Raw genomic sequence first — 23,019 nt, forward strand, 5'->3', positions numbered from 1 at the left:
CAGGATGGGCAAGGAAACAGGGCTGGGTACGGGCAAGAAGGGGCGCTGGGGGTCCCACCATGCCGAAGGCATAGGGGGCGGAACTGCGCGACAAGCCCACGACGGCCAGCAGTCGGACAGCGAACCCCGCCCGGCATGGCGCGACCCCACACCCCCCAACGCCCCGCAGGGACACGCACCCCCCGTCAGATGATTTTGCCGATGTCCGGGATGCCCTTGCCCTGCGAGATCAGGCGGCCGTCGCGGACCACCTGGAAGGTCACCGAGCGGTTTGCCGCCCGCGGGTAGCCGCTGAAGCCCTGGAGTTCGGCGTAGTCCCAGTGCAGGGTGGGCGTCAGGCCCCCGGTGGTGAACTCGGCGCCGGATTCCAGCGCCCGGAGGAGCCGCCGCGAGTTCATCGTGTCGGAGTCCGCCGCGCGGATCGCCGCGGTCAGGACCGAGTAGGCGATCCACGTGGTCTGGACGCCCGCGTCGGCCGGGTCGATCCGGTCGTCGCCGAAGGCGTGCTCCTCGATGACCTTCTTCATCAGGTTCCAGCGGGAGTCGTCCGCGGCCGGGTACCAGCCGGTGACGAACGCCCCCTCGTAGGGTCCCGTCCGGCCGCCGGTGCGGTTGATCAGCGGCTGGTCGACGCTGCCGCTGACCGACGAGAACCGGATCTCGCGCCCGTCCTCCGGCAGTCTGCGGTACGAGTCGACGAAGGTCTCCGTACGGTTCCCGAGCGCCGCCGTGACACAGCCCGGCCGCTCGTCGGAGCTGCCCTCGGCCCCCGCTCCGGCCCGCTTCCGGGCCGCCGCGGCCTCCCTGGTGTAGCCGTTGGCGTTGTCGGGGGCGCGGACATCGGCGGGGGCGGGCCGGCCGCCGTGGGCGAGCCCCGCCGCCAGCAGCTCCGGCAGTGCGTCGCCCGCCGCGGTGTCGGGCCGAACGATCGCCACCCGGCGGCACTCGCCGGCGAGCTGGACACCCTGCCCGGCCAGCAGTGCCGCCTGCCCCGCGTTGACCGGGAAGGAGACCGGCGACGTGAACTCGCTCTCGGAGACCCCGTAACCGCCGATGAACGGGATGAACGCCGCCTGGAGCGGCGCCAGGAAGTCCCTGCCGTGCTGGCTGTACGAGCCGACGACCGCGTCGACCTTCTCGCTGACCGCCTTGCGCGCACAGTCGGACGCCCCGCGCGTGGTGTTGCCCTCGTTGCAGGTGATGACCTTCAGCTCATGGCCGTCGATACCGCCGGTGGCATTCGCCCAGCGGGCGTACGCCTTCGCCATGGCGGGCATGCCGGGCATATTGGTGGCGTCGGTGCCCTCGGGGGCGAAGGTCATCACGGTGATCGTTTCGGGGCCGTCGCCGAGGCCGGGGAGGGTTCCGCAGCCCGTGAGAAGGAGCACACCGGCCAGGGCCGCGGCCCCCGCGGTACCCCTCCGCCTGCCGCGGCCGCGGGTCCGGGGTCCGGCCGGGCAGTCCGCCAGGCCGGCGGACGGCCCGCCGGTCCGGTGCGGCCGGATGCCGTCGGGAACGGGCCCGCCGCGGGCTCCGGATAGGGGGAAGTGACGCCTGCTGTCCGTCATGCGCCCTCACGTTTCCGCCACCCGGGTAACGGCGGTGTGTGCGTCGCGGGCGGCGAGATGGCGGGCTGGTGAACAGCGGGAACCGGGGGGCCGCCGGGGCGTGAGGGGTGGGAACGTACGATCGAAGGCGTGCAGTCCGCCCCGAATCCCCCTTCCCGCCGCGCCCGCCGCTCCTCCACCATGGGTGGTATGCCGCTCAATGACATGCCCTGGTGGCGTTGGCGCAGCAATGTGCGCTCGGCGCTGCACATGCTCTCCGACCCCACCTTCCACCAGGACACCTGGCTGGCGGGGAGGGAGGGCTACGGTGATGTGACCGACGCCGTCTACCGGCTGGTCGAGGACACCTGGCTCGACAACTGGTCCGCCGAGAAGTACATCGGGACGATCTTCCGGGACGCCACCGAGGCCGCCCTGGTGGACGCGGCGGTGCTGCGGGTGCTGCGCATCATGCACCAGGTCGGCCCGGACGCCCCGGTCTCCGCCTATCTGGAGCACCCCGGCTGGCCGGACGCGGTCCGGGCGACGCGCGAGGCGCATGTGCGGCTCGCGGGCAACGACGGCGAGGACCCGGATACCCCTCCGCGGTCGCTGGACATCCTGAGGATCATGAACCGGTCCGCCTGAGCGGCGGACTGAACGGAACCCTCCCGTCCGGAAGCCTGTAAGTCCGGAGGCTCGGAGGTCCGGAAGCCCGGAGCGGGCCCGTGCGGGGCGCCCGTGTCCGGTCGGCGGACGAAACCCCTGCCCGGGGCGCCTCTATGGCACCCTACAAAGATGACCGAACAGTATGTGCTGACGCTCTCCTGCCCGGACAAACAGGGCATTGTGCACGCGGTGTCGAGTTATCTCTTCATCACCGGCTGCAATATCGAGGACAGCAGCCAGTTCGGCGACCAGGACTCCGGTCTGTTCTTCATGCGGGTCCAGTTCTCGGCCGAACCGCCGGTCACCGTGGACAAGCTGCGGGCCAGCTTCGCCGCCGTCGGCGACTCCTTCGCGATGGACTGGCAGATCCACCGCGCCGACCAGCCCATGCGGGTGGTCCTGATGGTCAGCAAATTCGGTCACTGCCTCAACGATCTTCTCTTCCGCTCCCGGATCGGCGCACTGCCGGTGGAGATCGCCGCGGTCGTCTCCAACCACCGTGACTTCGAAGCGCTGGTCGGTTCGTACAACCTCCCCTTCCACTACCTCCCGGTCACCCGCGAGAACAAGGCGGAGGCCGAGGCCGAGCTGCTGAAGCTGGTCCGGGAGGAGAATGTCGAGCTGGTCGTCCTCGCCCGCTATATGCAGGTCCTCTCCGACGACCTCTGCAAGGAGCTGAGCGGCCGGATCATCAATATCCACCACTCCTTCCTGCCGAGCTTCAAGGGCGCCAAGCCCTACCACCAGGCCCATGCCCGCGGTGTGAAGCTGATCGGGGCCACCGCCCACTATGTGACCGCCGATCTCGACGAGGGCCCGATCATCGAGCAGGAGGTCGAGCGCGTCGGCCACGAGGTCACCCCGGACCAGCTGGTCGCGGTCGGCCGTGATGTGGAGTGCCAGGCGCTGGCGCGTGCGGTGAAGTGGCACGCCGAGCACCGGATCCTGCTCAACGGGCGTCGTACGGTCGTCTTCGCCTGACCGGACCGTCCCCCGGCGGGGTGGCGGTGTCCCGGGGTCATGAGACCCGGCCCGGCACCGCCCCGCCGCTGGCCGGGCGCCGAGTCCCGCTCAGGGCCCGCTCAGAGCCTGCTCAGAGCCTGCTCAGCGACGCCGCCGCGAACAGCACGTCCCGGATCGCCTCCCGGTCCCCGTCCTGCCCGGCCGCCGCCTCGTGCGGCGGTACGTGCCCGGCCACCAGCTTGCAGAACTCCACCGCGTCCAGCGCCACCTGCGCGACGGTGTGGTCCGGTGAGCCGAGCGCGGCCGGGGAGTCCAGCGGGATGTACCAGTTCCCGCCGCCCGCGCCCTCCACCTCCAGATGGACGGAGCGCCCCGGCGCACCCGCCGCGACAAGCTGTTTCACCGGGCCCGCGAGCCCGGCCCGCCGCCGTCCCGCGAGCGCCGCGGGCAGCAGCCGGGCCGCCAGGTCGATCATCCGGTTGAGATGCGGTCCGCGCGGCGGATCGTACGGATAGGCCACCGCGCCCGCGATGTCGTCCGCGTGGATCCAGCACTCGAAGGCGCGGTCGATCATCGAGTCCCGCAGCGGGAGCGAGAAGTCGCCGTACGACACCGACAGATCGGCGGCGCCCGGTCCGGCGAACGAGACCGTACGGATCAGGGCATGGCTCTGGTCGCGCCACGGCGGCAGCACCGCCCGGCCGCGCGGCCCCGACTCGGCCCGCCAGAACTTCTCGGTCCGCTCCGCCGGTACCCGCGGCGCCTCGCGCCCGATCGGATCGGCGAGCCCGAGGGCGCTCGCCACCAGCCCGTCGACGCTCATCAGATGACCGATCACCCGGCTGACGGTCGTCCACTGCTCGACCGCCTGCCGCCCGTCGAACCAGCGCAGCGGCACCGGAACGTCCCAGTCGCGTCCGCGGATGTCCCGCAGCAGGGCGTCCAGCCGGGCCGTCTCGGCGTCGTACGGTGCGGCCCAGTCCGGCACCGGAATCGCGGGCGGGCGGCGGACCAGGCAGTTCTCCAGCACCCGGAACCGCAGGGAGGCCGGCAGGTCGAGTTCCCGTTCGGTGTGGAGCAGTTCGACCGCGCCGCGCAGCCGCAGCGCCTCGTCGGCACAGGGCGAGCAGTCGCCGAGATGGGCCTCGACGGCGGCGGTCTCCTCCGCGGAGCAGGCGGCCAGCGCCCAGGCACCGAGCAGGGACTTCAGCACGCGGTGCGTGAGCGGCCCGTCGGATCCGGCATCGGCATCGGATCCGGCATCGGGATCGGTACCGGCACCGTTACCAGCACCAGCACCAGGACCGGCACCGCGATCGGCTTCCCCGCCATCGGCGGCCGCCCCCGCCGTGGCCGGTTCATCCGGTGTCCCCGGGGTACGGGGCGCACCGGTCCCGGCGGCCGGGTGGCGGACCGCCTCCCCGGATCCGTCGTCCTCCAGCGGCGGCCCGGTCACAGGGAGCGCCCGTGACCCGGGGGTGAGCCGCCCTCCGCCGGGCGGCTGTGGGCGGTCGACAGCAGTTGCAGCCCGAGCCGGAGCCGCCGCCGGGCCTCGTCCTCGGTCACCCCGAGGTCCGCGGCGGTCTGGCGGTAGTCCCGCCGCTCGAAGTACGCCAGCTCCAGGGCCCGGCGCAGGGGCGCCGGCATCGAGGTGCGTATGTAGTCGGCACGGGCCTCGGCGGCGGCCCGCCGTACCCGCTGCTCCAACTGCTCGGTGGTGCCGTCCGCGCCCCGGGCCAGCTCGGCGGCGCCGGTACGGCGCAGTCTCTCCACGGCGTGCCGGTTGGTCACCCCGGCCACCCAGGAGCGCATCGACCCCTGCCGCGGGTCGTAGGCGCCGGGGTTCTCCCAGAGATAGCCGAAGACGTCCCGGGTGATCTGGTCGGCGGCCTCGTCGTCGTCGAGCACCCGGTGCGCCAGGCTGTGGACGAGCGAGGCGAACTTGTCGTACAGCTCACCGAGCGCCGCGGCCTCGCCCCGGGCCAGCCGCTGCTGCATCCGGCGGTCCCAGCGCGGCTGCGTGTCCTTAGCCATCGGTCCCGGCCCCCACCCTGTCCGCCCTCGTCCGCCATCGCTGCCGTTGCTGTAGCCGCTGCCGCCGCTGTTGCCGTCGCTGTCGTGTGTCGTCCGTCCGTATCCCTGCCCGTACCCGTTCCGCTTCCCGAAATGTAATGCGCGCACCGGGTAGTGCACGCCCCTTTGCGCCAAGTGCGCCCCCGGAGGCGGGCCGAGGTGGTATGGGGCCCACGGGCCCCCGGCGTCCTTGCAGGTCGCCGTCGGCGGCCGGGGCTCCGGGGCTGCTCTCCGGCCTGTCACCAGCGGTTTGTTTTCCGTTCCCGTGGGGTCAATTGGCGGGTAGTTGCACGCGTCAGCCTCCCGGGGCCTTACGCTCCCCGCATGGACAGCGCAGAGTACGAGCGCAAGATCGCGTCTCGGTTCGCCGTATTCGACCAGGACGGCAACGGCTACATCGACCGCGAGGACTTCAGCGGGGCGGCCGCCAGGCTGCTCGCCGAGTTCTCCACGACTCCCCGCTGCGACAAGGGGCAGGCCCTCTACAGCGGCGCCGAGGCGTTCTGGCAGGGCATGGCCGGAATTGCGGATGTCGACGGCGACCAGCGCGTCAGCCGCCAGGAGTTCATCACCGGCGCGGTCAAGCGGCTCCGGGACAATCCGGAGCGCTTCGCCGAGATCGCCCGCCCCTTCCTCCGCGCGGTGATCGCGGTGGCGGACACGGACGGGCAGGGCGTGACGACCGGTGCCGCCGAGCGGGTCCTGACCGTCCTGGGCGTCGCCCCCGACCTCGCCGCCGTGGCCTCCCGCGCCCTCGACGGCGACGGCGACGGCCGGATCCGCGAGGACGAGGTGCTGAAGGCGTTCGCCGCGTACTACGTCACTCCGGAGCAGCCGTAGTTCCCGGAGTGTCCGGAGCACCGGCCTGGAGCCGGTCCCCGGCCCTCCGCGCCCGGGGAGGACCACCGTCTTCTCCCGGGCAGAGGGTGACCGGCCGTCAGGAGGCTGCCACGAACCTCCAGCCGGTTTCGAAGCCGTCCCCCCGGTTGACCGAGGACACATAGGTGCCGGACGTCTCGGGGGCGGCGACGGCCACGACACCCCCGCCGCTGTGACCCCCCTTGTAGCGCAGGCGGAGACCGTCGGAGCCGGTGGGGTGCGGCTCGGCGGGCCTGGCGGGGCTGTAGCTCGAACCGGCGGAGCCGGGATAGCCCATGGCCCAGATCTGCGACCAGCCGTCCGCGGCGAGGGGCTGCTGGACGAAGGTGTCGCCCTCCAGCTGGTGGACCAGGGCCATACCGCTGTGCACGTTGGTGATCCGGAACCAGGTGTAGAACTGGTTCTCGTCGTTGAAGACGGTCACCCGCCAGCGCTGGTTGGCACCGCCGTGCCGCGGCCACAGCAGCATGCGTCCGCCCGCCTGCTGCGAGGCGCCGGCCATGTCCCACACCAGATTGGGCTGCCCGGCGAGGTGGATGAACACCTCACCGTCCGGGATGTCGAACGTCGCGTCACGGTCACGGATCCGAGGCATACCGATTCCCCTCCACCAAGTCGTCCGGTACGGCCCCGGCGGCACCGACCGGGACGCCGGGGGAGTGCTGAACCGCCTCCACGATGGCGACCGCACGGCCCCGGTGTACAGAAAGCCGAACCGGCCACGCCATCCGGCCACCGGGAGTCCGGGCGGCCCGGGAATCCGGGGGCGAAAAAGAGCGTGATCGAATATCAAACTAGTGATCGAAAACCGTGGTGTTTGAGGCTATGCTCCTCCGCAGCAAGGCCGTAGCGCAGAGGTCGTCGCGCCCAAGCATCGAGCTGGAGGACGTCGGTTCGAATCCGACCGGTCTTGCGTCTACTTGCTGTCGACGCGCACGCCGGGCCCCGGCGGAGGACCGGTGGAGTGGTGATGGACCAGCCGACAACGCCCGTACGCTGCCCCGCGATCGAGCACCCCGATCTGCCGCTCGCCGATCCCGCGCTGCTCGCACCGCTGACGGCCCGGCTGGCCGACGCGCGGCCCGTCGCCGCGGACGAGACGTTCCCGCTGGGCACCCTCCGCGCCGACGGCCGGGTGGACCTGTGCAAGCAGGGACTCGGCCCCGGAGGCGCGGCCCGCCTGCTGCCCGCGGCCGCCGCCTCCCCGCACGCGGAGCACCTGCTGCTCGGCACCAACGCGCTCGGCGACGAGGGCGCCCGGTCCGTCGCCGCCGCCCTGACCGCCGCCCGGGACGCCGGGACCGCGCACGGCATCCGGACCCTCTACCTCGGCTGCAACCGCATCGGCCCGGACGGTGTCACCGCCCTCGCGGACGCGCTCGCCGACGACCCCACGGTCCGCGCCCTGTGGCTCAAGCGGAACCCGGTCACGGAGACCGGCGCCCGTACCCTCGCCGTACTGCTGCGCCGCAACAGCGCGCTGCGCACCCTGGACCTCGTCAACTCCGGAATCGGACCCGGGGGCGTACGGATCCTCTTCGACGCACTCCTGGACCGCGGCGCCCCGCTCGAACGGCTCTTCCTCGGGGGCAACGGACTGACCGCCGCCGACGCCCCGCTGCTGGCCGCCCTGGTGCGCGACGCCGGGGTCCGCGAGCTGTACCTCCCGGCCAACCACCTCGGTGACGAGGGCACCGCCGTGCTGGCCGCGGCCACCGACCCGGCCCGGCCGGTACGGCTCGGCCTGGGCGGCAACGGCATCGGCCCCGCCGGAGCCCGCGCCCTCGCCGACGCCCTCGGCGGTATCGAAACCCTCGACCTGGGCCGGGCCATGTCCGAACGCAGCCTCGGCGCCCCCGGCAACACCACCGGCGACGACGGCGCCCGTACCCTGGCCGCCGCCCTGCCCGGCAGCCCGCTGCGCCGCCTGGAGCTGTGCCACACCGGCATCACCGGCCGGGGCGCCAAAAGCCTGCTCGCCGCACTGCCGGAAGGGCACCGCCTCGAATACGTGGGCCTGGGCCCCGGCACACCCCGCCGCGTCAAGCGCTCCTTCGCCGAGCGGCTGCGGCCGGTCCTGCCGACCCACCCCGACCTGCGGGCGATCGGGAGCGTGTACCGGTGACCGCGCGACCGGTCCCGCCCGGCGGCCTCGCCCCGGAGGACGCCTCCTCCTGGGCCCGCATCCGCCGCTACGCCGTACCCCGCTGGATGATCGAACGGGCCACGGAGGCCCGGGAGGCCGGTGACTGGCGGGCCGCCTGCGCCGCGGCGGCCGTGGACGCACCCGACGACCTCGACCCCTGGCGGATCGCCGACCGGTACGGCCCCGACGTGGCCGCCCGGGTCGCCGACGACCTGCGGCATCTGGCGCCCGACCTGCTGCGCTGGCACTTTCCGCGGGTGCTCGGCGGCCAGACCACTTTTGCTCCCGCCCACCGCGTCGTCCTCGCCGCGTACGGCGAATTCGGCCCCGTCCTGTCACTCACGAACACCCCGATGCTGAACGGGCCGCAGCGACTCCTCCTGCACCTTGTCCCCGCCATCCCGCCCGGTCGCGACATGCGGCACGGACTGGAGTACTCCACGCAGGACTGGACCGCCGCCCGCCGTTTCTGGGACGCCCGCCGCACCGGCGAACTGCGCCTGAGCGCGGGCGCCGCGAACGCCCGGGGCAGGCTGCCGTTCCTCCACCCCGACGGCACACCCCTCACGCCCGAGGAGCTGCCGGACGAGCATCCCGGCAGCGGCGACCCCGCCGCCCTCGCGGAATGGACCGCGGTCCTCCAGGCACGCGGCGAGCACACCGAGGCGTACGCGGCCGCCGGTCTCGGCCTCGACCTCACTCCGCCGGCGCAGGGCCGCCACTTCTCCGGGAAGCTCGATGTCGCCCAGATGGTCTCGTCCATCGCCCCCGACCTCACCCGTATCGCTCCCGAGCTGAGCCTGCTCGCCCGCGCGGGCCGCGGGCCGGGATTCCTCCTCGCCGCCGGGTGGCGAGGCCATCTGCTGTTCGAGCTGGACCCGGCCGACCCCGACGGCGCCCCGCCTCGGGTCACCGGCCATGACCGGGGCCAGCAGGAAGACAATCCCCGGGTCCCCTCGTACGTCTGGGAGCGGCTGCCCGACATCGGTCTGCTGCGGGCCGGGCGGATCCGGCCCGAGGAGTTGCACCCGCTGGTCACCGCCGCCCTGTTCCCCGACGCCGGGCCGGCGACCGGGCCGCCGCCCGGCCCGCGGCTGCCCGAGCCCGTCCGGGTCCGCTGCGGCGGCGTATGGCACGAAGTCGTCTCGCGCGACGGCACACTGTCCGGCCCGCACACCGAACAGGAACGGCAGCGCGAACTCGCGCTGCGCGCCTTCGGCGGCACCATCAGCGGCTGCTTCGCCGCACAGGCCGCGTGGACCAGCGGCGAGGGGCGGCTGCCGAAGGCCCTGCGGGAACAGCGCAACGCACTCTTCCTGCACGCCCAGCACGGCGACACCCCCGCCGTGACCGCACTCCTCGACGCCGGTACGGATCCGCATATCCGTGACGGCAGAGGCCGCGGCCTGCTGCATGTCCTCCATCTCCTCGACCACCGGGAGCTGCTGCCGCGCCTGCTGGCCGCCGGGCTCGACCTGGAGACGAAGGACGGGGTAGAGCGCACCCCGCTCCAGAGCGCCGTCCACGACGGCGGCTCCGCCGAGCTGGTCCGGGACCTGCTCGCCGCCGGGGCCAGGATCGACGTCACCGACGAGATGGAACTCTCCCTCGCCCAGGTGATCCGCCGCTACAAGCGGACCGATCTGGCGTTCCTGAGCGACCGGGTGGTCCAGGAGCACCCGGGCATCGGCTCCGACTGGTTCGACGACCATATGGACCAGCGGGACTCCGATGAGGACGAGTGGGACGAGGAGTACGAGTACGAGGAGGAGCCGGAAGACGACGAGGACGACGAGGACAGCCACCCGTGACCGCTCCCGCTCCCGCCCGCGCCGCCGTGCCCGCGGCCCTCGCCGCCGCCGACGACCTCAACACCCGGCTGAGCGCCACCAGGACCGAACCCGCCGCCAACCCGCAGCTGGAGGCCCTCGCCCTGGCCGTGACGGCGAACCAGCCCGTCCTGCTGTGGGGCGAGCCCGGTATCGGCAAGTCCGCCGGTATGGAACAGCTCGCCGGTGCTCTCGGCGTACACCTGGAGACCGTCGTCGCCAGCGTCCATGAACCGTCCGACTTCGCCGGACTCCCGATCGTCGGCGACGACCCCGCGGCCGACGGTGTGCCGATGGCGCCGCCGGACTGGGCCGTCCGGCTCGCCCGTACCGGGCACGGCCTGCTGTTCTTCGACGAACTGTCCTCGGCGCCCCCGGCCGTGCAGGCCGCTCTGCTGCGCGTGGTCCTGGAACGCCGGGTCGGCAGCCTGGCACTGCCCGCTTCGGTACGTATCGTGGCCGCCGCCAACCCGCCCGCCAGCGCCGCCGACGGCTGGCACCTCAGCCCGCCGCTCGCCAACCGCTTCGTCCACCTCGACTGGACGCACGACCCGCGCACCGTCGCCCGCGGCATGGCCGGGACCTGGCCCGAGACGGTCCTGCCGACGGTGGAGCCGGGACGTGTCTCCGGCGCCGCCGCCCGCGCCCGGGGCGTCATCAGCGGTTTCCTCACCGCCCGTCCAGGGCTCGCGCACCATCTGCCGAAGGACGCCGAGGGCCGGGGCCGCGCCTGGCCCTCGCCCCGCACCTGGGAGATGGCGCTCCGGCTGCTGGCCACCGGATACGCCTCGGGCGCCGGGCGCGAGGCACAGGCCGCCGCCCTGATGGGCGCCGTCGGCGAGGCCGCCGGGCTCGAACTCCTCTCCTATCTGGAGAACCTGGACCTGCCCGACCCCGACCGGGTGCTCGCCGACCCGTCGGCCTTCGCGCTGCCCGAACGCGGCGACCGGCAACTGGCGTTCCTCATCGCCGTGGTCGCCGCCGTACAGAGCGAACCGACCCGCCCCCGCTGGGAAGCGGGCTGGGAGGTCCTCGCCAAGGCCGTGGACGCCGGGGTGCCCGATGTGGCGGCCCGCGCGGCCCGCGACCTCGCCATGATGCGCGAACCGCACTGGCCCATCCCGTCCGGCATCGACGCCTTCCTCGAACTGCTCCAGCTCGCGGGCGCACTGCCGGGCGCCCGCTGACCGGCCGCCGTATGACCGTTCCCGTCCCCCTCGACCGGGCCAAGCTGCTGGCCGCCCGCTACCAGGCGGCCGAGGCGCGCCCGTATCTCGCCTCCGCCCTGTACGCCCTCACCGTCGTACCGTCGGAACGGGTGAGCACGATGGCCGTGGACCGGCACTGGCGCTGCTATGTCGCGCCCGCCTTCGTCGAGGCGACCCCCGTCGACGAACTGGCCGGGGTGTGGATCCACGAGGCGGCGCATCTGCTGCGCGACCACCACGGCCGCGCCGACCGGCTGACGGCCGCCGACCAGCGGGACCACCGGCGGGTCAATATCGCCCAGGACTGCGAGATCAACGACGACCTCCTCGCCGACGGTCTGCGGCTGCCCGAGGGGCGGATGGAGCCGCGGCTCTTCGGACTGCCGGGCGGCCGGCTCTTCGAGGAGTACCTGCGGGACCTCCCGCCCTCGCCCCCGCACTCACCGGACTGCGGTTCCGGGGCCCACGGCTGCTCCACCGCATGGGATCTCGGCGAAGGCACCGGCATCGGTACGACCGGTCTCGGCCCGGCGGAGGCCGAGGCCCTGCGCCGGGCGACCGCCCAGGCCGTCCGCGCCCAGGTACGGTCCCGGGGCACGGTTCCGGCGGGCTGGCAGCGCTGGGCGGAAGAGGTCCTGGAACCCACCGTCGACTGGCGCAAGGCCCTCACCGGCGCCGTACGCGAAGCGGCGGCCTGGGCGGGCGGCGCGGTCGACTACACCTACCGCCGCCCCTCGCGCCGCACCCCCGCCCTCGGCGGCCGGGTGGTGCTGCCCAGCCTGCGCAGGCCCCTGCCCCGGGTCGCGATCGTCGTCGACACCTCCGGTTCGATGGGCGAGGACGACCTCGCCGCCGCGCTGGCCGAGGTGTCGGGCGTGCTGCGCGAAGTGGGCGTCGGCGGAAACCGGGTCGCCGTCCTCGCCTGCGATGCCGATGTCCATGCCGTGGCCCGGGTGACCGCCGTCGACCAGGTCGAACTCGCGGGCGGCGGCGGTACGGACATGACCGTCGGCATCGCCAGGGCGCTCGCCGCCCCGGATCGGCCGAACATCGTCGTCGTTCTCACCGACGGCTACACCCCCTGGCCCGCGGAGCCCGTCTCCGCCCGCCTGATCGCCGCCCTCATCGGCCAGGACCCGCCGGAACCGCCGCCCTGGGCGGAGACCGTACGCATTCCCGCAGCCGGGACTACGGACGGATGACCTCGTCCGGGGTCGGGCCCGCGCCGTGGCCCACGACGCAGCGGGGACAGGCGTAGAGGACGACGGGTGGTCCGCTGGCGCGTTCTATGGTCCCGACCGCGGTCGGGGCACAGGTTTCGGCCCGGCAGCGGACGCAGATCGCGTCAAAAGGCTGCGGGCCGTCGGCGGCGACGAGGGCGTCGCGGGTCATGGTCACCTCCGCTGCCCCGGCGGACCGTTGGGGCGGTCCGCCGGGGCGCTCGTCCTTCCAGATGGCATCAGGCGGCGGGAGGTTCGGCCGGATGCCCGGCATCCTCGTGCCGGCGCCGCAGTACGCGGCAGTCCGCGGCCCGGGACCCGTCCCCGGCGGAGGTCGCCTCCCGCTCGGTTGCCGTGAGTTTGCGGCAGCGCGCGCAATCGTCGTCCGCGGTCGTTTCGCCGGTCACGCCGGTGCCCCCGTGCTGCGTTCGTTGGCCTCGGCGACGGCCCCGGCGAGCAGCTCGGACGCGGTGACGGGCTCCAGTTCGTCCGCGGGCACATCCCACTCGATGCCCCCGCCGATGGGGCGCAGCCAGTAGCGCGTATGGGTCCGGTCGACGACCCGCCCGATTCTCTTCCCGGGTACGTCCCGGACGGTTTCACCGATGTGCGGCTCCCAGGGCGGTGAGCTGGGTGAGCTCTGGTCGGCGGGCATGGCTCGCTCCTCTCTGTAGCGTTTCCACTACAAGGAGCTTCAGAGTTGCCTAGGGTGGAAATCTCTTCAACGAGACGAAACTCGGAGGGCGCATTGGTGAACCGCAAGGAGTTGAACCCCGATGGCAGCCCGGCAGAGGCGTTCGGGGCGCGGTTACGCAGCTCACGGGAGGCGAAGGGTTGGACTCAAGACGACTTGGCCGACCGCATGGGGTACTCGGGGCGGCATATTTCGGCTGTCGAGACGGGGCGCAGGCCGCCAACTCGTCAGTTTTCGCAGAGTGCTGACACCATCTTTGGTCTTGAAGGATCCGTAGACACGTTCGAGCGGCAGTGGCGTGAGATCCGGCATGGCGCACTGCTGGAAGGGTTTCCGGAGTATGTGGGCCATGAGACCCGAGCCGCAGAGATTCGGATCTTCGAGGTGGGTGTCATTCCTGGTCTGCTGCAGACGCGGGAGTACGCGGCAGCCATTGAAGCGGGACACGTCAAGCGGGGCAGCATTACGCCGGAGCAGGCGGCAGAGCGAGTCGATGTCCTGATAGAGCGTCAAGCAATGCTGCAAAGGCGCTCCCTGCCGCCACTGGTGTTTGCAGTGTTGGACGAGAGCTGTATCCGTCGGTTGATCGGCGGACCCGGCGTCATGGATGCGCAGTTGAGCTATCTGATCCAGTTCGCCGAGAGGCCGAACACCTCACTCCAGATCGCGCCGTTCGCGATGGGAGAACGACGCCCCTTCAACCGTCTGCTCCACCTGCTGACACTTGCGGACCGGGCCGTCGTTGCCTATGTCGAGTCGCAGACGCAGGGCTACCTGGAGCGCGAGATGCCTTCCGTGATGCCGCTGGTGAGGGCCTACCATCAACTGCAAACAGAAGCGCCCTCGCAAGCAGAATCCGTGGCCATGATCAGGCAGGTACGAAAGGTCTCCTTGTGACGATCGACTCTCTCAACTGGATCAAGTCCTCCTACAGCGGAAGTGGTGGCTCCTGCGTTGAGTGGGCTCCGGGCCACGCAATTGCTACGGGAATGGTCCCCGTCCGCGACAGCAAGAACGTTGACGGGCCTGTCCTCATAGTCTCGGCTCACGCCTTCGCCGGACTCGTGGCGGGCGTCAGGGCCGGAGACCTGGACACCATCTGACGAAGGGGCTCCCCGTGACCATCACGAACGACTCCCCCCGCTGGTTCACGTCCTCCTACAGCGACAACGGCGGCCAGTGCGTCGAGGTCGCCGTCAATCTCGCCGTTTCCCACGGTGTCGTGCCCGTCCGTGACTCGAAGCAGCCCGCGGGGCCGGTCCTGGCCGTCCCCGCGGGTGCGTTCACCGCCTTGGTGACAGCGGTCAAGGCCGGCGACCCGGCCTTGCGGCGACGAGAGGATTCCTGGTGACAGCCGACTCCCGCGACTGGGTCAAGTCTTCGTACAGCGACAACGGTGGGACTTGTGTCGAATGGGCCCCCGCGCATGCCGCCGCAACCGGCACAGTCCCCCTGCGGGACAGCAAGCGCGCTGACGGACCCGTGCTCCGGGTATCCGCCTCCGCATTTGCCGGATTCGTGCAGGCCGTCAAAGCCGACGGCTTGGGCATCGTCTGACGAAGGGGCTCATGTGACGACCGAAACCGACTCCCCGCACTGGTTCACGTCCTCCTACAGCAACAACGGCGGCCAGTGCGTCGAGGTCGCCGCGAACCTCGCCGTCTCCCAAGGCGTCGTTCCGGTCCGCGACTCCAAGAACCCGGCCGGGCCCGCGCTGGCCGTCTCTGCGGGCGCCTTCTCCGCCTTCGTGGCGGGCATCAAGACCGGTTGCCCAAGCACGATCTGACGAGAGGAACCACCATGACGTACGACGTCCTCAACTGGACAAAGTCCTCCTACAGCAATAACGGGGGCGCCTGCGTCGAGTGGGCCCCCGCGCACGCGTCCGCCACCGGCACCGTCCCCCTCCGCGACAGCAAGCACACCGACGGGCCCGTGCTCATGGTCTCCGTCTCCGCCTTCGCCGGACTCGTGACGGGCATCAAGAACAGCGGGTTCTCCACCAACTGACGCGCCCAACCGCGTCAGTGCGCCGAGGTCGCGGTGAAGTCCTTCGGGACCAGCCACGCCACCAGCACCGTGCCCGCCGCCACGAAGCCCACCGACACCCACGATGTCGTGGTCAGCGCCGTGTCGAACGCGGCGCGGGCCGCCGCGAGGACCGACGGGTCGCCCAGCTCCGCCGCCTGGCCGATCGACTCCCGGGCGGCGGGCGGGCGGCCCGCCATCGCGTCGGCGTAGACCGCCGTGTGGATGGAGCCGAGGAGGGCGACTCCGAGGCCGACGCCGAGTTCGTACGAGGTCTCGGAGACCGCGCCCGCCTGCCCGGCCCGCTCGGCGGGGACCGCGGAGACCAGGACGGCGGCGGACGTGGTGATGGCGAGGCCGTCACCGAGGCCCAGGGCGACGAAGACCACCGCGACATACGGATAGGTCGTCGGCAGGGGGGCGAGCGCCAGCACCAGGAAGCCCGCGACCATGAACGCCAGGCCCACGGTCATCGCGAACCGGACGCCCACGTGCCGCATCACCCAGGGCGCCGACAGGGAGCCCGCGAGCGCGGCGAGGGCCGCGGGGAGGGTGCGCAGGCCGGCCTCGGAGGGCGAGTAGCCGTGGACGTACTGGAGCCAGAGCGACAGCAGGAACAGCGCCGCTCCGATCGCCATCATCGCCATCAGGGTGCCGACCGCCGCTGCCGTGAACGGGCGGCTGCGGAACAGCCGCACGTCCAGCAGCGGGTCCGGGAGGGAGAGCTGGCGGCGGGCGAAGAGGGCGAGCAGCGCCAGGCCGGCCAGCAGTACCAGCACACCCTCCGCGTCCACCCCGCTCTTCGCGAGGTGCTTGATGCCCCAGGCCAGGGCGATGATCCCGGCGACCGACAGCAGCGCGCCCAGCCAGTCCAGGGGCTCGTGCCCCAGGTCCTTGAACTCGGGCAGCAGCCATACCCCCGCGGCGAACGTCAGCACCACCACCGGGATGTTCACCCAGAACGCCGCGGACCAGCCGTACTCCTCCACCAGCACCCCGCCGACCAGCGGCCCGATCGCCGCGCCCGCGCCCGCGACGGCCGCCCACACCCCGATGGCGAGGGTGCGTTCCCGCGGGTCGTGGAAGATATTGCGGATCAGGGAGAGTGTGGAGGGCATCACCATCGCCCCGCCGATGGCCAGCAGTACCCGTCCGGCGATGAGCTGCGCCGAGGAGTCGGCGGTGGCGGCGACCACCGAGGCCGCGCCGAAGAGGGCGACGCCCGACAGGAAGAGGAGCTTCCGGCCGTAGCGGTCGCCGACTCCGGCGGAGGTGACCAGGAGGCCGCCGAGGATCAGCCCGTAGACATCGATGATCCACAGTTGCTGGAGGGCGTCGGGGTCGAGATCGGCGATCAGGGAGGGCAGGGCGACATTGAGGATGGTGGCGTCCAGGGCCACCATCAGCAGGCTCAGACAGAGCACGGAGAGCATGGTCCACCGCCGCCCGCGCCCCGGCTGTACCTCGCCGACCTGCGATGTGCCGCTCGCGTCGTCCACAGCCGTTGTCGCTCCTTCGCCCATCGGCGGTCACCGGTCCGTCGCGACCGTACGCCGCTCCCCGGCGCATCGGACGTGAAGAACGCCGCGCCGCTCCGGCGGCGCGCGGCGGCTGACCCGAACGGGGCACAAGGGGCTCAGCCGAAGCGCTCCCGCAGCCGGTACTTGAGCACCTTCCGCAGGGTCTCGTTCCTCGGCAGGGCGTCGACCACCTCCACCTGTTCGGGCACTTTGTACGGGGCCAGGCCGAGGCCCGTGAGGAAGGCGGCCACCTCGGGCAGGGTCGGCGGCTCCGTCCCGGGCCGCTGCTCCAGGACGGCGCAGACCCGTTCGCCCCGGGTCTCGTCCGGGAGGCCGATCACGGCGGCCTCGGCGATACCGGGATGGGTGTGGAGCAGGTCTTCGATCTCCCTGGCGGAGATGTTCTCGCCCTTCCTGATGATCACGTCCTTGCGGCGGCCGGTCAGGACCAGATGCCCGGAGGGGGTGAGGTACCCGAGGTCACCGGTGCGGAGAAAGCCCTCGGAGTCGAACGCGGCCGCGGTCTCGGCCGGGTCGAGGTAGCCCCGGCAGACTGCCTCGCCCCGGAGCCGTACCTCCCCGTCGGTGATCCGGATCTCCATGCCCTCCGGCGGCCGTCCCTCGGTATGGGCCAGGTCGTCGGGGGAGTCGGCGGGGGAGCCCATGGTGATCATGGGGACCTCGGTCATGCCGTAGCCGTGGGTCAGCGCGCAGCCCAGTTCGCGGACGACCGCGTGGTACAGCTCGGGCGGTTTGGGTGCCCCGCCGCCCGCGAGGAGCCGCAGCGTGGGAATCAGCTTCTCGCCGGGCGGCAGCTTGCGCTGTTCGGTGAGGAACATGGCGTAGAAGGCGGTGGAGCCCCCGGCGGTGGTGACGCCGTGGCGGCGGTACTCGGCGAGCGCGCCGGGCAGCGCGAACTGCTCGAAGAGGACCGCGGGGAACCCGTACAGCAGCAGCATCACCAGATAGTCCGCGCCGCCGATATGGGCGAAGGGGAAGGCGACGGAACCGATGTCGTCCGGGGTGAGGCGGAGGGCGTGGGCGAGACAGGAGCCCGCGGCGATCAGGGAGCGGTCGGTGTGGCGGACGCCCTTGGGGTCGGAGGTGGTGCCGGAGGTCCAGTAGATCCACCGGACGTCCGTGCCGTCGGCGGGCGGTGGCGGCAGGACCGCCGGATCGCCCTGCGGGAGGGTGCCGTACGCCTCGAAGACGCCGCGGGCGCCGATCCGCTCCGCCATCGCCGTATGGTCGAAACCGCGCCACTCACCGGGCACGGCGAAGTGTTCGGCGCGGCAGGCGCGGAGCGCGAAGCCGACCTCCCGGTCCCGGTAGAACGGGATGACCGGGGACTGTACGGCGCCGATACGGGCCAGCGCCGCGGTCAGCACGACGGTTTCGACGGTGGTGGGCAACTGCCAGGCGACGACGCTCCCGGGCCGGATGCCCAGCCCGTACAGCCCGGCGGCCGTGCGCTCGGCGGCGTCGCGCAGGCCACCGAAGGTGAGGGCGCGGTCGCCCTGGAGGAGGGCCCGGCGGCCGGGGGTGAGTGCGGCGCGGCGGTCGATCAGCTCCCAGAGGGTGCGGGAGGCGGCGAGCGCGCGGGCGGTGGTCTCCTCGGGGGATTCCACCGCCGTTCCGGTCCGGTCGGGCGCTTCCGTCTCCGTGGGCAGGTTCTCCATCTCCGTACGCCTCCGCTCCCCGCCGTCGATTGGTTCTGATGGTTCGTCAGATCTCATCGGGAGAGTAGGGTGCCGCGGCTTGCCGGTCCAGGGGTCCGGGGCTAGCCTGAGTCCGTTCGTAACTGATGATGCGTCAGATTCGGTACGGCGAAGGCGGGGTGGCCCGGTCGTATGGACTTCGGCCCGACGGAGGAGGAGACGGCCTTCCGCGCGGAGCTGCGCGCCTGGCTGGCCACGGCTCTGCCGCGGCTCCCCCCGAAACCCTCGCCGGACGACTGGCCGGGCCGGCGCGCGTACGACACCCACTGGCAGCGCATGCTCCACGACGCGGGCTATGCCCGGCTCCACTGGGAGGCGTCCCCCGGCCTCCGGCTGCTCTTCCTGGAGGAGACCGAACGCGCGGGCGCGCCCTATGTCGGCGCCAACTTCGTCGGGCTGCTGCACGCCGGGCCCACCATCGCCGCTGAGGGCACCCCGGAACAGCGCGAACGCTGGCTCGGGCCGATCCTGCGGGGTGACGAGATCTGGTGCCAGGGCTTCAGCGAGCCGGACGCCGGGTCCGACCTGGCTTCCCTGCGCACCCGGGCGGTCCGCGACGGCGATACGTACGTCGTCACCGGGTCCAAGATCTGGACCTCGCACGCCGAGGTCGCCGACTGGTGCGAACTCCTCGTCCGCACCGACCCCGAAGCACCCCGGCACCGGGGCATCAGCTGGCTGGCCCTGCCGATGGACGCGCCGGGCGTCACCGTACGGCCGCTGCGGACCCTCACCGGGACGGCCGAGTTCGCCGAGGTCTTCCTGGACGAGGTGCGGGTTCCCGCCGCCAACCGGGTCGGCGCCGAGAACGACGGCTGGCGGGTCACCATGGTCACCCTCTCCTTCGAACGCGGTACCGCCTTCGTCGGGGAGGTCGTCGCCTGCCGCCGCACCCTCGTCGCGCTCGCCGCCCGCGCCCGGGAGACCGGCCGGTGGGACGACCCCGTGCTCCGCCGCAGGCTGGGCAGGCTGCACACCGACTTCACGGCGCTCTGGCGGCTCATCCAGTGGAACGTCAGCGAGGCCGGGGAAGGCGGCGGGGTGCCCGGCCCCGGCGGCTCGGTCTTCAAGCTCCGCTACTCGCAGGCCCGGCAGGAGCTGTACGAGGCGGCTGCCGATGTCCTCGGGCCCGACGCCCTGGACCTGGACCGGGAGTGGGCCGTCGACCGGCTGTCGTCGCTCTCGTACACCATCGCCGCCGGGACCTCCCAAATCCAGCGGAACATCATCGCCGAGCGGCTGCTCGGCCTGCCGAAGGGCGGCGCCTGAGATGAGGTTCCGGCTCACCGACGACCAGCGGGCGCTGAAGGCCGCCACCCGTGAACTGCTGGACCGGGTCTGCCCGCCCAAGGCCCTCCGGGCCCCCGCCGATACCGCCGATACCGCCGGGGGCCCGCGGCTCGACCGGGCGGTGTGGACGGCGCTCGCGGAGGCCGGGGTGTTCGCGCTGCGGCTGCCGGAGGAGGCCGGGGGCGTCGGCCTCGGGATGCCGGAGGCCGTACTCGTCTTCGAGGAGTTGGGGCGGGCCCTGGCCCCCGGCCCGCTGGTCGCCACACACCTCGCGGCCGGGCGAGTGCCGGGCGCGGCGACCGGGGAGACGGTGGTGACCCGGGTGGACGGCGGGCTGGTGGCCTGGCTGGCGGACGCGGACGTGGTGGAGGGGGCTTCGGGGACGGGGCAGGGGCTTCGGGGCGGCGGGCTCCTGGACTCCGCCCTGGCCACCGCGGTCGCCGGAGCCGTACCCCTGCGGTCCGTCGATCCGCTCACCCCCCTGCACCGGATCCCCGAACCCGGCCCATCCATCCCACCTGCCCCTTGGGACCCGCTCGCCGCTCTGCTCACCGCCGCCGAGCAGCTCGGCACGGCGGGCCGCGTCACCGAACTGGCCGTCCGGTACGCCCGGGAGCGTGAGCAGTTCGGCCGTCCGGTGGGGTCCTTCCAAGCGGTGAAACACCTCTGCGCGGGCATGCTGGTCCGGACCGAACTCGCCCGGGCCGCCGTCTATGCGGCGGCCGTCTGCGGCGACCCGGCCGAGGCCGCCGGGGCCAAACTCCTCGCCGACGAGGCCGCCACCGCCAATGCCCGCGACTGCGTCCAGATCCACGGCGGAATGGGCTTCACCTGGGAAGCGGACATCCATCTCCACCTCAAACGGGCCTGGGTACGGGCCCGGACCCGGCCCGTCGCCGCCGAGGCGGAGGAGGCCGCGGCCGAGGCCCTGGCGGCCACCGCCACCCCGTCCGCGCCACCCCGTTCGCTATAGCACCATCCGGTGTCACGTTGCGTCGATATCGGGTTGTGTCCTTCGGATGACTCGTCACGGGCCGTCGTTGCGTGTTCGCTCCGGTACGCTCCGTGAAATGCGAGTCGTACCGAGGCGTGACGGCCGCGGTGATGCCCCCGCGGCGTCCCCGTGCCCGGAAATGCGCGCCGCTCACACCACGGGTGAGCGGGTCGCGAGCCCCTGTTCGACTCGCCGTGGCAAGCGTCGCACAGGGGGTGCGCGGGGTACTCCTTCGTGCTGGAATATGCCCGAAGCGCTTGTTGCGGTGACTGTACGTCAACCAAGCTGTCCGGTAAGGGAGTCACGGTCGGTGACCCTGCCGGGAAAGACCCAGTCGAGGCGCGAGGCGATGTGTCCGCCGGTTCGGATGGTGTGAGCGGTGCAGGTGCTCCAGGTTCAGTTGGAGGTCGGTCCCGATCCCGCGGAGGTGGGACGGGCCCGTAGATGGGCGCGGTCCCGGCTCGTCGGCTCCGGGATAGAGCACGACGAACCGCTGGCGGAGACGCTGATCCTGCTGATCTCGGAGCTGGTGACCAACGCGGTCGTGCACACCGGCTGTCCGGCCGTGCTGCGGATGCTGTTCGGCTTCGGTCAGGAGGAGGCGGGCACGGTCCGCGTCGAGGTCGCCGACCGCTGCTCGCGGCCGCCGCGGCGGCGCACCGCGGAGGACGACGAGACCAACGGCCGGGGCCTGGAACTGGTGGACGGCCTCGCCGACCGCTGGGGCTGGTGCCAGGAGGGCAACGGCAAGGCGATCTGGTGCGAGGTCGACCGGGGAGTGCCCGGCGCGGCGCCCTACCCGGACGACACGCGGGGCGTCCGCGGCGCGTGCGGCGGGCCGCTGGGCGGCAGCGTGCGGGAGAGTGCGACCGCGGCGGCCCGGGGTGTCGGTACCGGCAGCGGGACGGTGGTCGTAAGGAATCCGGGCACCGTCGTCGTACGGGAGCCGGGGACGGTTGCGGTGCGGGAGCCGGGGCCCGGCGCGGGCCCGGGCGGCGCGCGCGGCGGGGTGGCGCGTACGGGGGCACCCGCGGAACTGGCGGCGGTCCGGCGCTGAGGGCGCCGGGGCACTCGGGCGCTTCCGGCGGCGGAGCTCCTTACGGTCCGGGCTCTTTGCGGTGCGGGCGCTTTGCGGTGTGAGCGCCGCCGGTCCACCGGTGCTCGCGGTGTCCGCGTCTCCACGGCGTCCGCCCGCCGTCCGCCGCCCCTTGCCTGCCGTCCGCCGCCCGCTCAGAAGACCGCGACCGGGGCGACCGGTGTGCCCGTGGCGCCCGTGAACGGCTCCGGCATGGCCGAGAGCAGGAACGCGTACCGGGATTCTTCTCCACAGGCTGTGGACAACTTTTCGAGATTCCAGTTCTGTCCCTGGAGCATCCCCATCTCCACCAGGTGGAGGGCGTGCACCGGCAGCCACAGATCGTCGATCTCCGGCGGGATGATCTCGAAGGGGAGCGTGTCGGTGGCCACGGCGGCCACGTCCCGGGCGTGGAACCACTCCGGCGTACGGACCGAGAGCCCGGGTGACGGGAAGCCGTACGCCCGCTTCTCCCCGGCCAGCAGCAGCCCCATCTGCCCGGTCCGTACCAGCACGATGTCTCCCGCGCCGACCGTCACCCCGCCGAACTCCGCCGCCTCGTCGAGGTCCTCCGGGGTGACCGCGTGCCCGGGGGCCAGCCGGTCGACGCCCTTGGCGCGGGCCACATCCAGCAGGACGCCCCGGGAGATCACGTACGGGATCTTGTCGATACCGCTGAACCGGGAGCGGTCGTGCGGGGTGATGGTGGTGGCCGGGCGGCCGTTGTAGAGCGTGCCGCTGTGCGACACATGGGTCAGTGCGTCCCAGTGGGTGGCCGCCTGGAGCGCCATGGTCACGGTGTCGTCGCTGGTGGCGACCGCGCCCGGGCCGAACATCTCGTAGTTGATCTGAATCATGGTGTGGCAGGGGTTGACCCGGCCCGGGACCAGCCCGGTCTGCACACCGTCCCGGTGCAGCGGGAGCGCGAGCGCGACGCGCCGGCCGGACCGGACGGTCCCGGCCGCGGCCCGTACCACCGCGTCGGTCACCAGGTTGAGGGTGCCGATCTCATCGGCCTCGCCCCAGCGGCCCCAGTTGTTCACGCGCTCGGCGATCTCGTGGAACTCGCGCGGCATCGGCATGGCGGTCCCTTTCGGCTGCGTGGTGCCCGGGGTCCGGCGGCTGCCCGGTGGCGGCTGCCCGGCGGTGGCTGTCCGGCGGTGGCT

At 72.5% G+C, this 23,019-nt stretch carries 24 protein-coding genes, 1 tRNA gene and 1 pseudogene; 17 read left to right on the forward strand and 9 right to left on the reverse strand.

Annotation, left to right across the window (positions count from 1 at the left end; genetic code table 11):
- Nucleotides 1-185: 185 nt before the first annotated feature.
- Nucleotides 186-1,388: an ABC transporter substrate-binding protein gene (locus ACWDR0_RS11645; RefSeq protein WP_456351469.1), complete on the reverse strand. Its 1,203-nt coding sequence runs from the start codon at nt 1,386-1,388 to the stop codon at nt 186-188.
- Between the two features lie 360 nt (nt 1,389-1,748).
- On the opposite strand from ACWDR0_RS11645, the gene ACWDR0_RS11650 reads away from it, so the two are divergent.
- Together ACWDR0_RS11650 and purU are read left to right on the forward strand one after the other, a co-directional pair.
- Nucleotides 1,749-2,195 carry an SCO4402 family protein gene (locus tag ACWDR0_RS11650; protein ID WP_456351562.1) on the forward strand — a complete coding sequence of 149 codons (447 nt, stop codon included), beginning with the start codon at nt 1,749-1,751 and terminating at the stop codon, nt 2,193-2,195.
- Nucleotides 2,196-2,345: 150 nt separating this feature from the next.
- Nucleotides 2,346-3,197: a formyltetrahydrofolate deformylase gene (gene purU / locus ACWDR0_RS11655; protein WP_456351470.1), complete on the forward strand. Its 852-nt coding sequence runs from the start codon at nt 2,346-2,348 to the stop codon at nt 3,195-3,197.
- 112 nt (nt 3,198-3,309) lie between these two features.
- Here the strand turns inward: purU and ACWDR0_RS11660 are convergent, their stop codons facing one another.
- Nucleotides 3,310-4,620: a maleylpyruvate isomerase N-terminal domain-containing protein gene (locus ACWDR0_RS11660; RefSeq protein WP_456351563.1), complete on the reverse strand. Its 1,311-nt coding sequence runs from the start codon at nt 4,618-4,620 to the stop codon at nt 3,310-3,312.
- A gap of 11 nt (nt 4,621-4,631) precedes the next feature.
- A complete protein-coding gene (locus ACWDR0_RS11665) occupies nt 4,632-5,213 on the reverse strand; it encodes a sigma-70 family RNA polymerase sigma factor (protein ID WP_456351471.1) in 582 nt (193 codons plus the stop codon).
- Between the two features lie 363 nt (nt 5,214-5,576).
- On the opposite strand from ACWDR0_RS11665, the gene ACWDR0_RS11670 reads away from it, so the two are divergent.
- Nucleotides 5,577-6,092 carry an EF-hand domain-containing protein gene (locus tag ACWDR0_RS11670; protein WP_456351472.1) on the forward strand — a complete coding sequence of 172 codons (516 nt, stop codon included), beginning with the start codon at nt 5,577-5,579 and terminating at the stop codon, nt 6,090-6,092.
- 97 nt (nt 6,093-6,189) lie between these two features.
- On the opposite strand, the gene ACWDR0_RS11675 is transcribed toward ACWDR0_RS11670, so the two are convergent.
- The gene (locus ACWDR0_RS11675) at nt 6,190-6,726 is read right to left on the reverse strand and encodes an RICIN domain-containing protein (protein WP_456351473.1); all 537 of its coding nucleotides are present in this window, start codon (nt 6,724-6,726) and stop codon (nt 6,190-6,192) included.
- A 245-nt stretch (nt 6,727-6,971) separates the two neighbouring features.
- Between ACWDR0_RS11675 and ACWDR0_RS11680 the strand changes: the two genes are divergently transcribed.
- From ACWDR0_RS11680 to ACWDR0_RS11700, 5 genes are all read left to right on the forward strand, one after another.
- Nucleotides 6,972-7,044 (forward strand) — tRNA-Arg (locus ACWDR0_RS11680).
- Nucleotides 7,045-7,101: 57 nt separating this feature from the next.
- Nucleotides 7,102-8,256 carry a gala protein gene (locus ACWDR0_RS11685; RefSeq protein ID WP_456351474.1) on the forward strand — a complete coding sequence of 385 codons (1,155 nt, stop codon included), beginning with the start codon at nt 7,102-7,104 and terminating at the stop codon, nt 8,254-8,256.
- On the forward strand, nt 8,253-10,088 hold the full coding sequence (locus ACWDR0_RS11690; protein WP_456351475.1) for an ankyrin repeat domain-containing protein: 1,836 nt from the start codon (nt 8,253-8,255) through the stop codon (nt 10,086-10,088). Before ACWDR0_RS11685 ends, ACWDR0_RS11690 begins: the two co-directional genes overlap by 4 nt.
- A complete protein-coding gene (locus ACWDR0_RS11695; RefSeq protein ID WP_456351476.1) occupies nt 10,085-11,293 on the forward strand; it encodes an AAA family ATPase in 1,209 nt (402 codons plus the stop codon). The genes ACWDR0_RS11690 and ACWDR0_RS11695 overlap by 4 nt, the downstream gene beginning before the upstream one ends.
- An 11-nt stretch (nt 11,294-11,304) precedes the next feature.
- Complete coding sequence (locus ACWDR0_RS11700) at nt 11,305-12,516, forward strand: vWA domain-containing protein (protein ID WP_456351477.1); 1,212 nt, start codon at nt 11,305-11,307, stop codon at nt 12,514-12,516.
- On the opposite strand, the gene ACWDR0_RS11705 is transcribed toward ACWDR0_RS11700, so the two are convergent.
- Entirely contained in the window at nt 12,503-12,706 is a 204-nt protein-coding gene (locus ACWDR0_RS11705; protein WP_456351478.1) for a hypothetical protein, read from the reverse strand. The two genes, ACWDR0_RS11700 and ACWDR0_RS11705, sit on opposite strands and share 14 nt — an antisense overlap.
- 231 nt (nt 12,707-12,937) lie before the next feature.
- On the reverse strand, nt 12,938-13,189 hold the full coding sequence (locus ACWDR0_RS11710; RefSeq protein WP_456351479.1) for a hypothetical protein: 252 nt from the start codon (nt 13,187-13,189) through the stop codon (nt 12,938-12,940).
- 96 nt (nt 13,190-13,285) lie between these two features.
- Between ACWDR0_RS11710 and ACWDR0_RS11715 the strand changes: the two genes are divergently transcribed.
- The 6 genes from ACWDR0_RS11715 to ACWDR0_RS11740 are packed head-to-tail and all read left to right on the forward strand — an operon-like array spanning nt 13,286 to nt 15,238.
- Nucleotides 13,286-14,125: a helix-turn-helix domain-containing protein gene (locus ACWDR0_RS11715; RefSeq protein ID WP_456351480.1), complete on the forward strand. Its 840-nt coding sequence runs from the start codon at nt 13,286-13,288 to the stop codon at nt 14,123-14,125.
- Nucleotides 14,122-14,331 carry a DUF397 domain-containing protein gene (locus tag ACWDR0_RS11720; RefSeq protein WP_456351481.1) on the forward strand — a complete coding sequence of 70 codons (210 nt, stop codon included), beginning with the start codon at nt 14,122-14,124 and terminating at the stop codon, nt 14,329-14,331. The genes ACWDR0_RS11715 and ACWDR0_RS11720 overlap by 4 nt, the downstream gene beginning before the upstream one ends.
- A gap of 20 nt (nt 14,332-14,351) precedes the next feature.
- The gene (locus ACWDR0_RS11725; RefSeq protein ID WP_456351564.1) at nt 14,352-14,579 is read left to right on the forward strand and encodes a DUF397 domain-containing protein; all 228 of its coding nucleotides are present in this window, start codon (nt 14,352-14,354) and stop codon (nt 14,577-14,579) included.
- Nucleotides 14,576-14,785, forward strand: a complete 210-nt coding sequence (locus ACWDR0_RS11730) for a DUF397 domain-containing protein (protein ID WP_456351482.1) — start codon at nt 14,576-14,578, stop codon at nt 14,783-14,785. Before ACWDR0_RS11725 ends, ACWDR0_RS11730 begins: the two co-directional genes overlap by 4 nt.
- 13 nt (nt 14,786-14,798) lie before the next feature.
- On the forward strand, nt 14,799-15,014 hold the full coding sequence (locus ACWDR0_RS11735; RefSeq protein ID WP_456351483.1) for a DUF397 domain-containing protein: 216 nt from the start codon (nt 14,799-14,801) through the stop codon (nt 15,012-15,014).
- A 14-nt stretch (nt 15,015-15,028) separates the two neighbouring features.
- Nucleotides 15,029-15,238, forward strand: a complete 210-nt coding sequence (locus ACWDR0_RS11740; protein WP_456351484.1) for a DUF397 domain-containing protein — start codon at nt 15,029-15,031, stop codon at nt 15,236-15,238.
- 14 nt (nt 15,239-15,252) lie between these two features.
- Here ACWDR0_RS11740 and ACWDR0_RS11745 read toward each other — a convergent pair whose 3' ends face one another.
- Both ACWDR0_RS11745 and ACWDR0_RS11750 read right to left on the reverse strand, forming a co-directional pair.
- Entirely contained in the window at nt 15,253-16,755 is a 1,503-nt protein-coding gene (locus ACWDR0_RS11745) for an MFS transporter (RefSeq protein ID WP_456351485.1), read from the reverse strand.
- A gap of 137 nt (nt 16,756-16,892) precedes the next feature.
- Complete coding sequence (locus ACWDR0_RS11750; RefSeq protein ID WP_456351486.1) at nt 16,893-18,455, reverse strand: class I adenylate-forming enzyme family protein; 1,563 nt, start codon at nt 18,453-18,455, stop codon at nt 16,893-16,895.
- A 171-nt stretch (nt 18,456-18,626) separates the two neighbouring features.
- Here ACWDR0_RS11750 and ACWDR0_RS11755 point away from each other — a divergent pair, with 171 nt between their 5' ends.
- From ACWDR0_RS11755 to ACWDR0_RS11765, 3 genes and pseudogenes are all read left to right on the forward strand, one after another.
- Nucleotides 18,627-19,763 carry an acyl-CoA dehydrogenase family protein gene (locus tag ACWDR0_RS11755; RefSeq protein WP_456351487.1) on the forward strand — a complete coding sequence of 379 codons (1,137 nt, stop codon included), beginning with the start codon at nt 18,627-18,629 and terminating at the stop codon, nt 19,761-19,763.
- 1 nt (nt 19,764) lies between these two features.
- A complete protein-coding gene (locus ACWDR0_RS11760; protein WP_456351488.1) occupies nt 19,765-20,757 on the forward strand; it encodes an acyl-CoA dehydrogenase family protein in 993 nt (330 codons plus the stop codon).
- Nucleotides 20,758-21,157: 400 nt separating this feature from the next.
- Nucleotides 21,158-21,562: pseudogene (locus tag ACWDR0_RS11765) on the forward strand (ATP-binding protein); the annotation flags it as partial.
- 446 nt (nt 21,563-22,008) lie between these two features.
- On the opposite strand, the gene ACWDR0_RS11770 reads toward ACWDR0_RS11765, so the two are convergent.
- Entirely contained in the window at nt 22,009-22,935 is a 927-nt protein-coding gene (locus tag ACWDR0_RS11770; protein WP_456351489.1) for a cyclase family protein, read from the reverse strand.
- Between the last annotated feature and the right edge of the window lie 84 nt (nt 22,936-23,019).

The organism is Streptomyces sp. NPDC003691 (assembly GCF_053981115.1).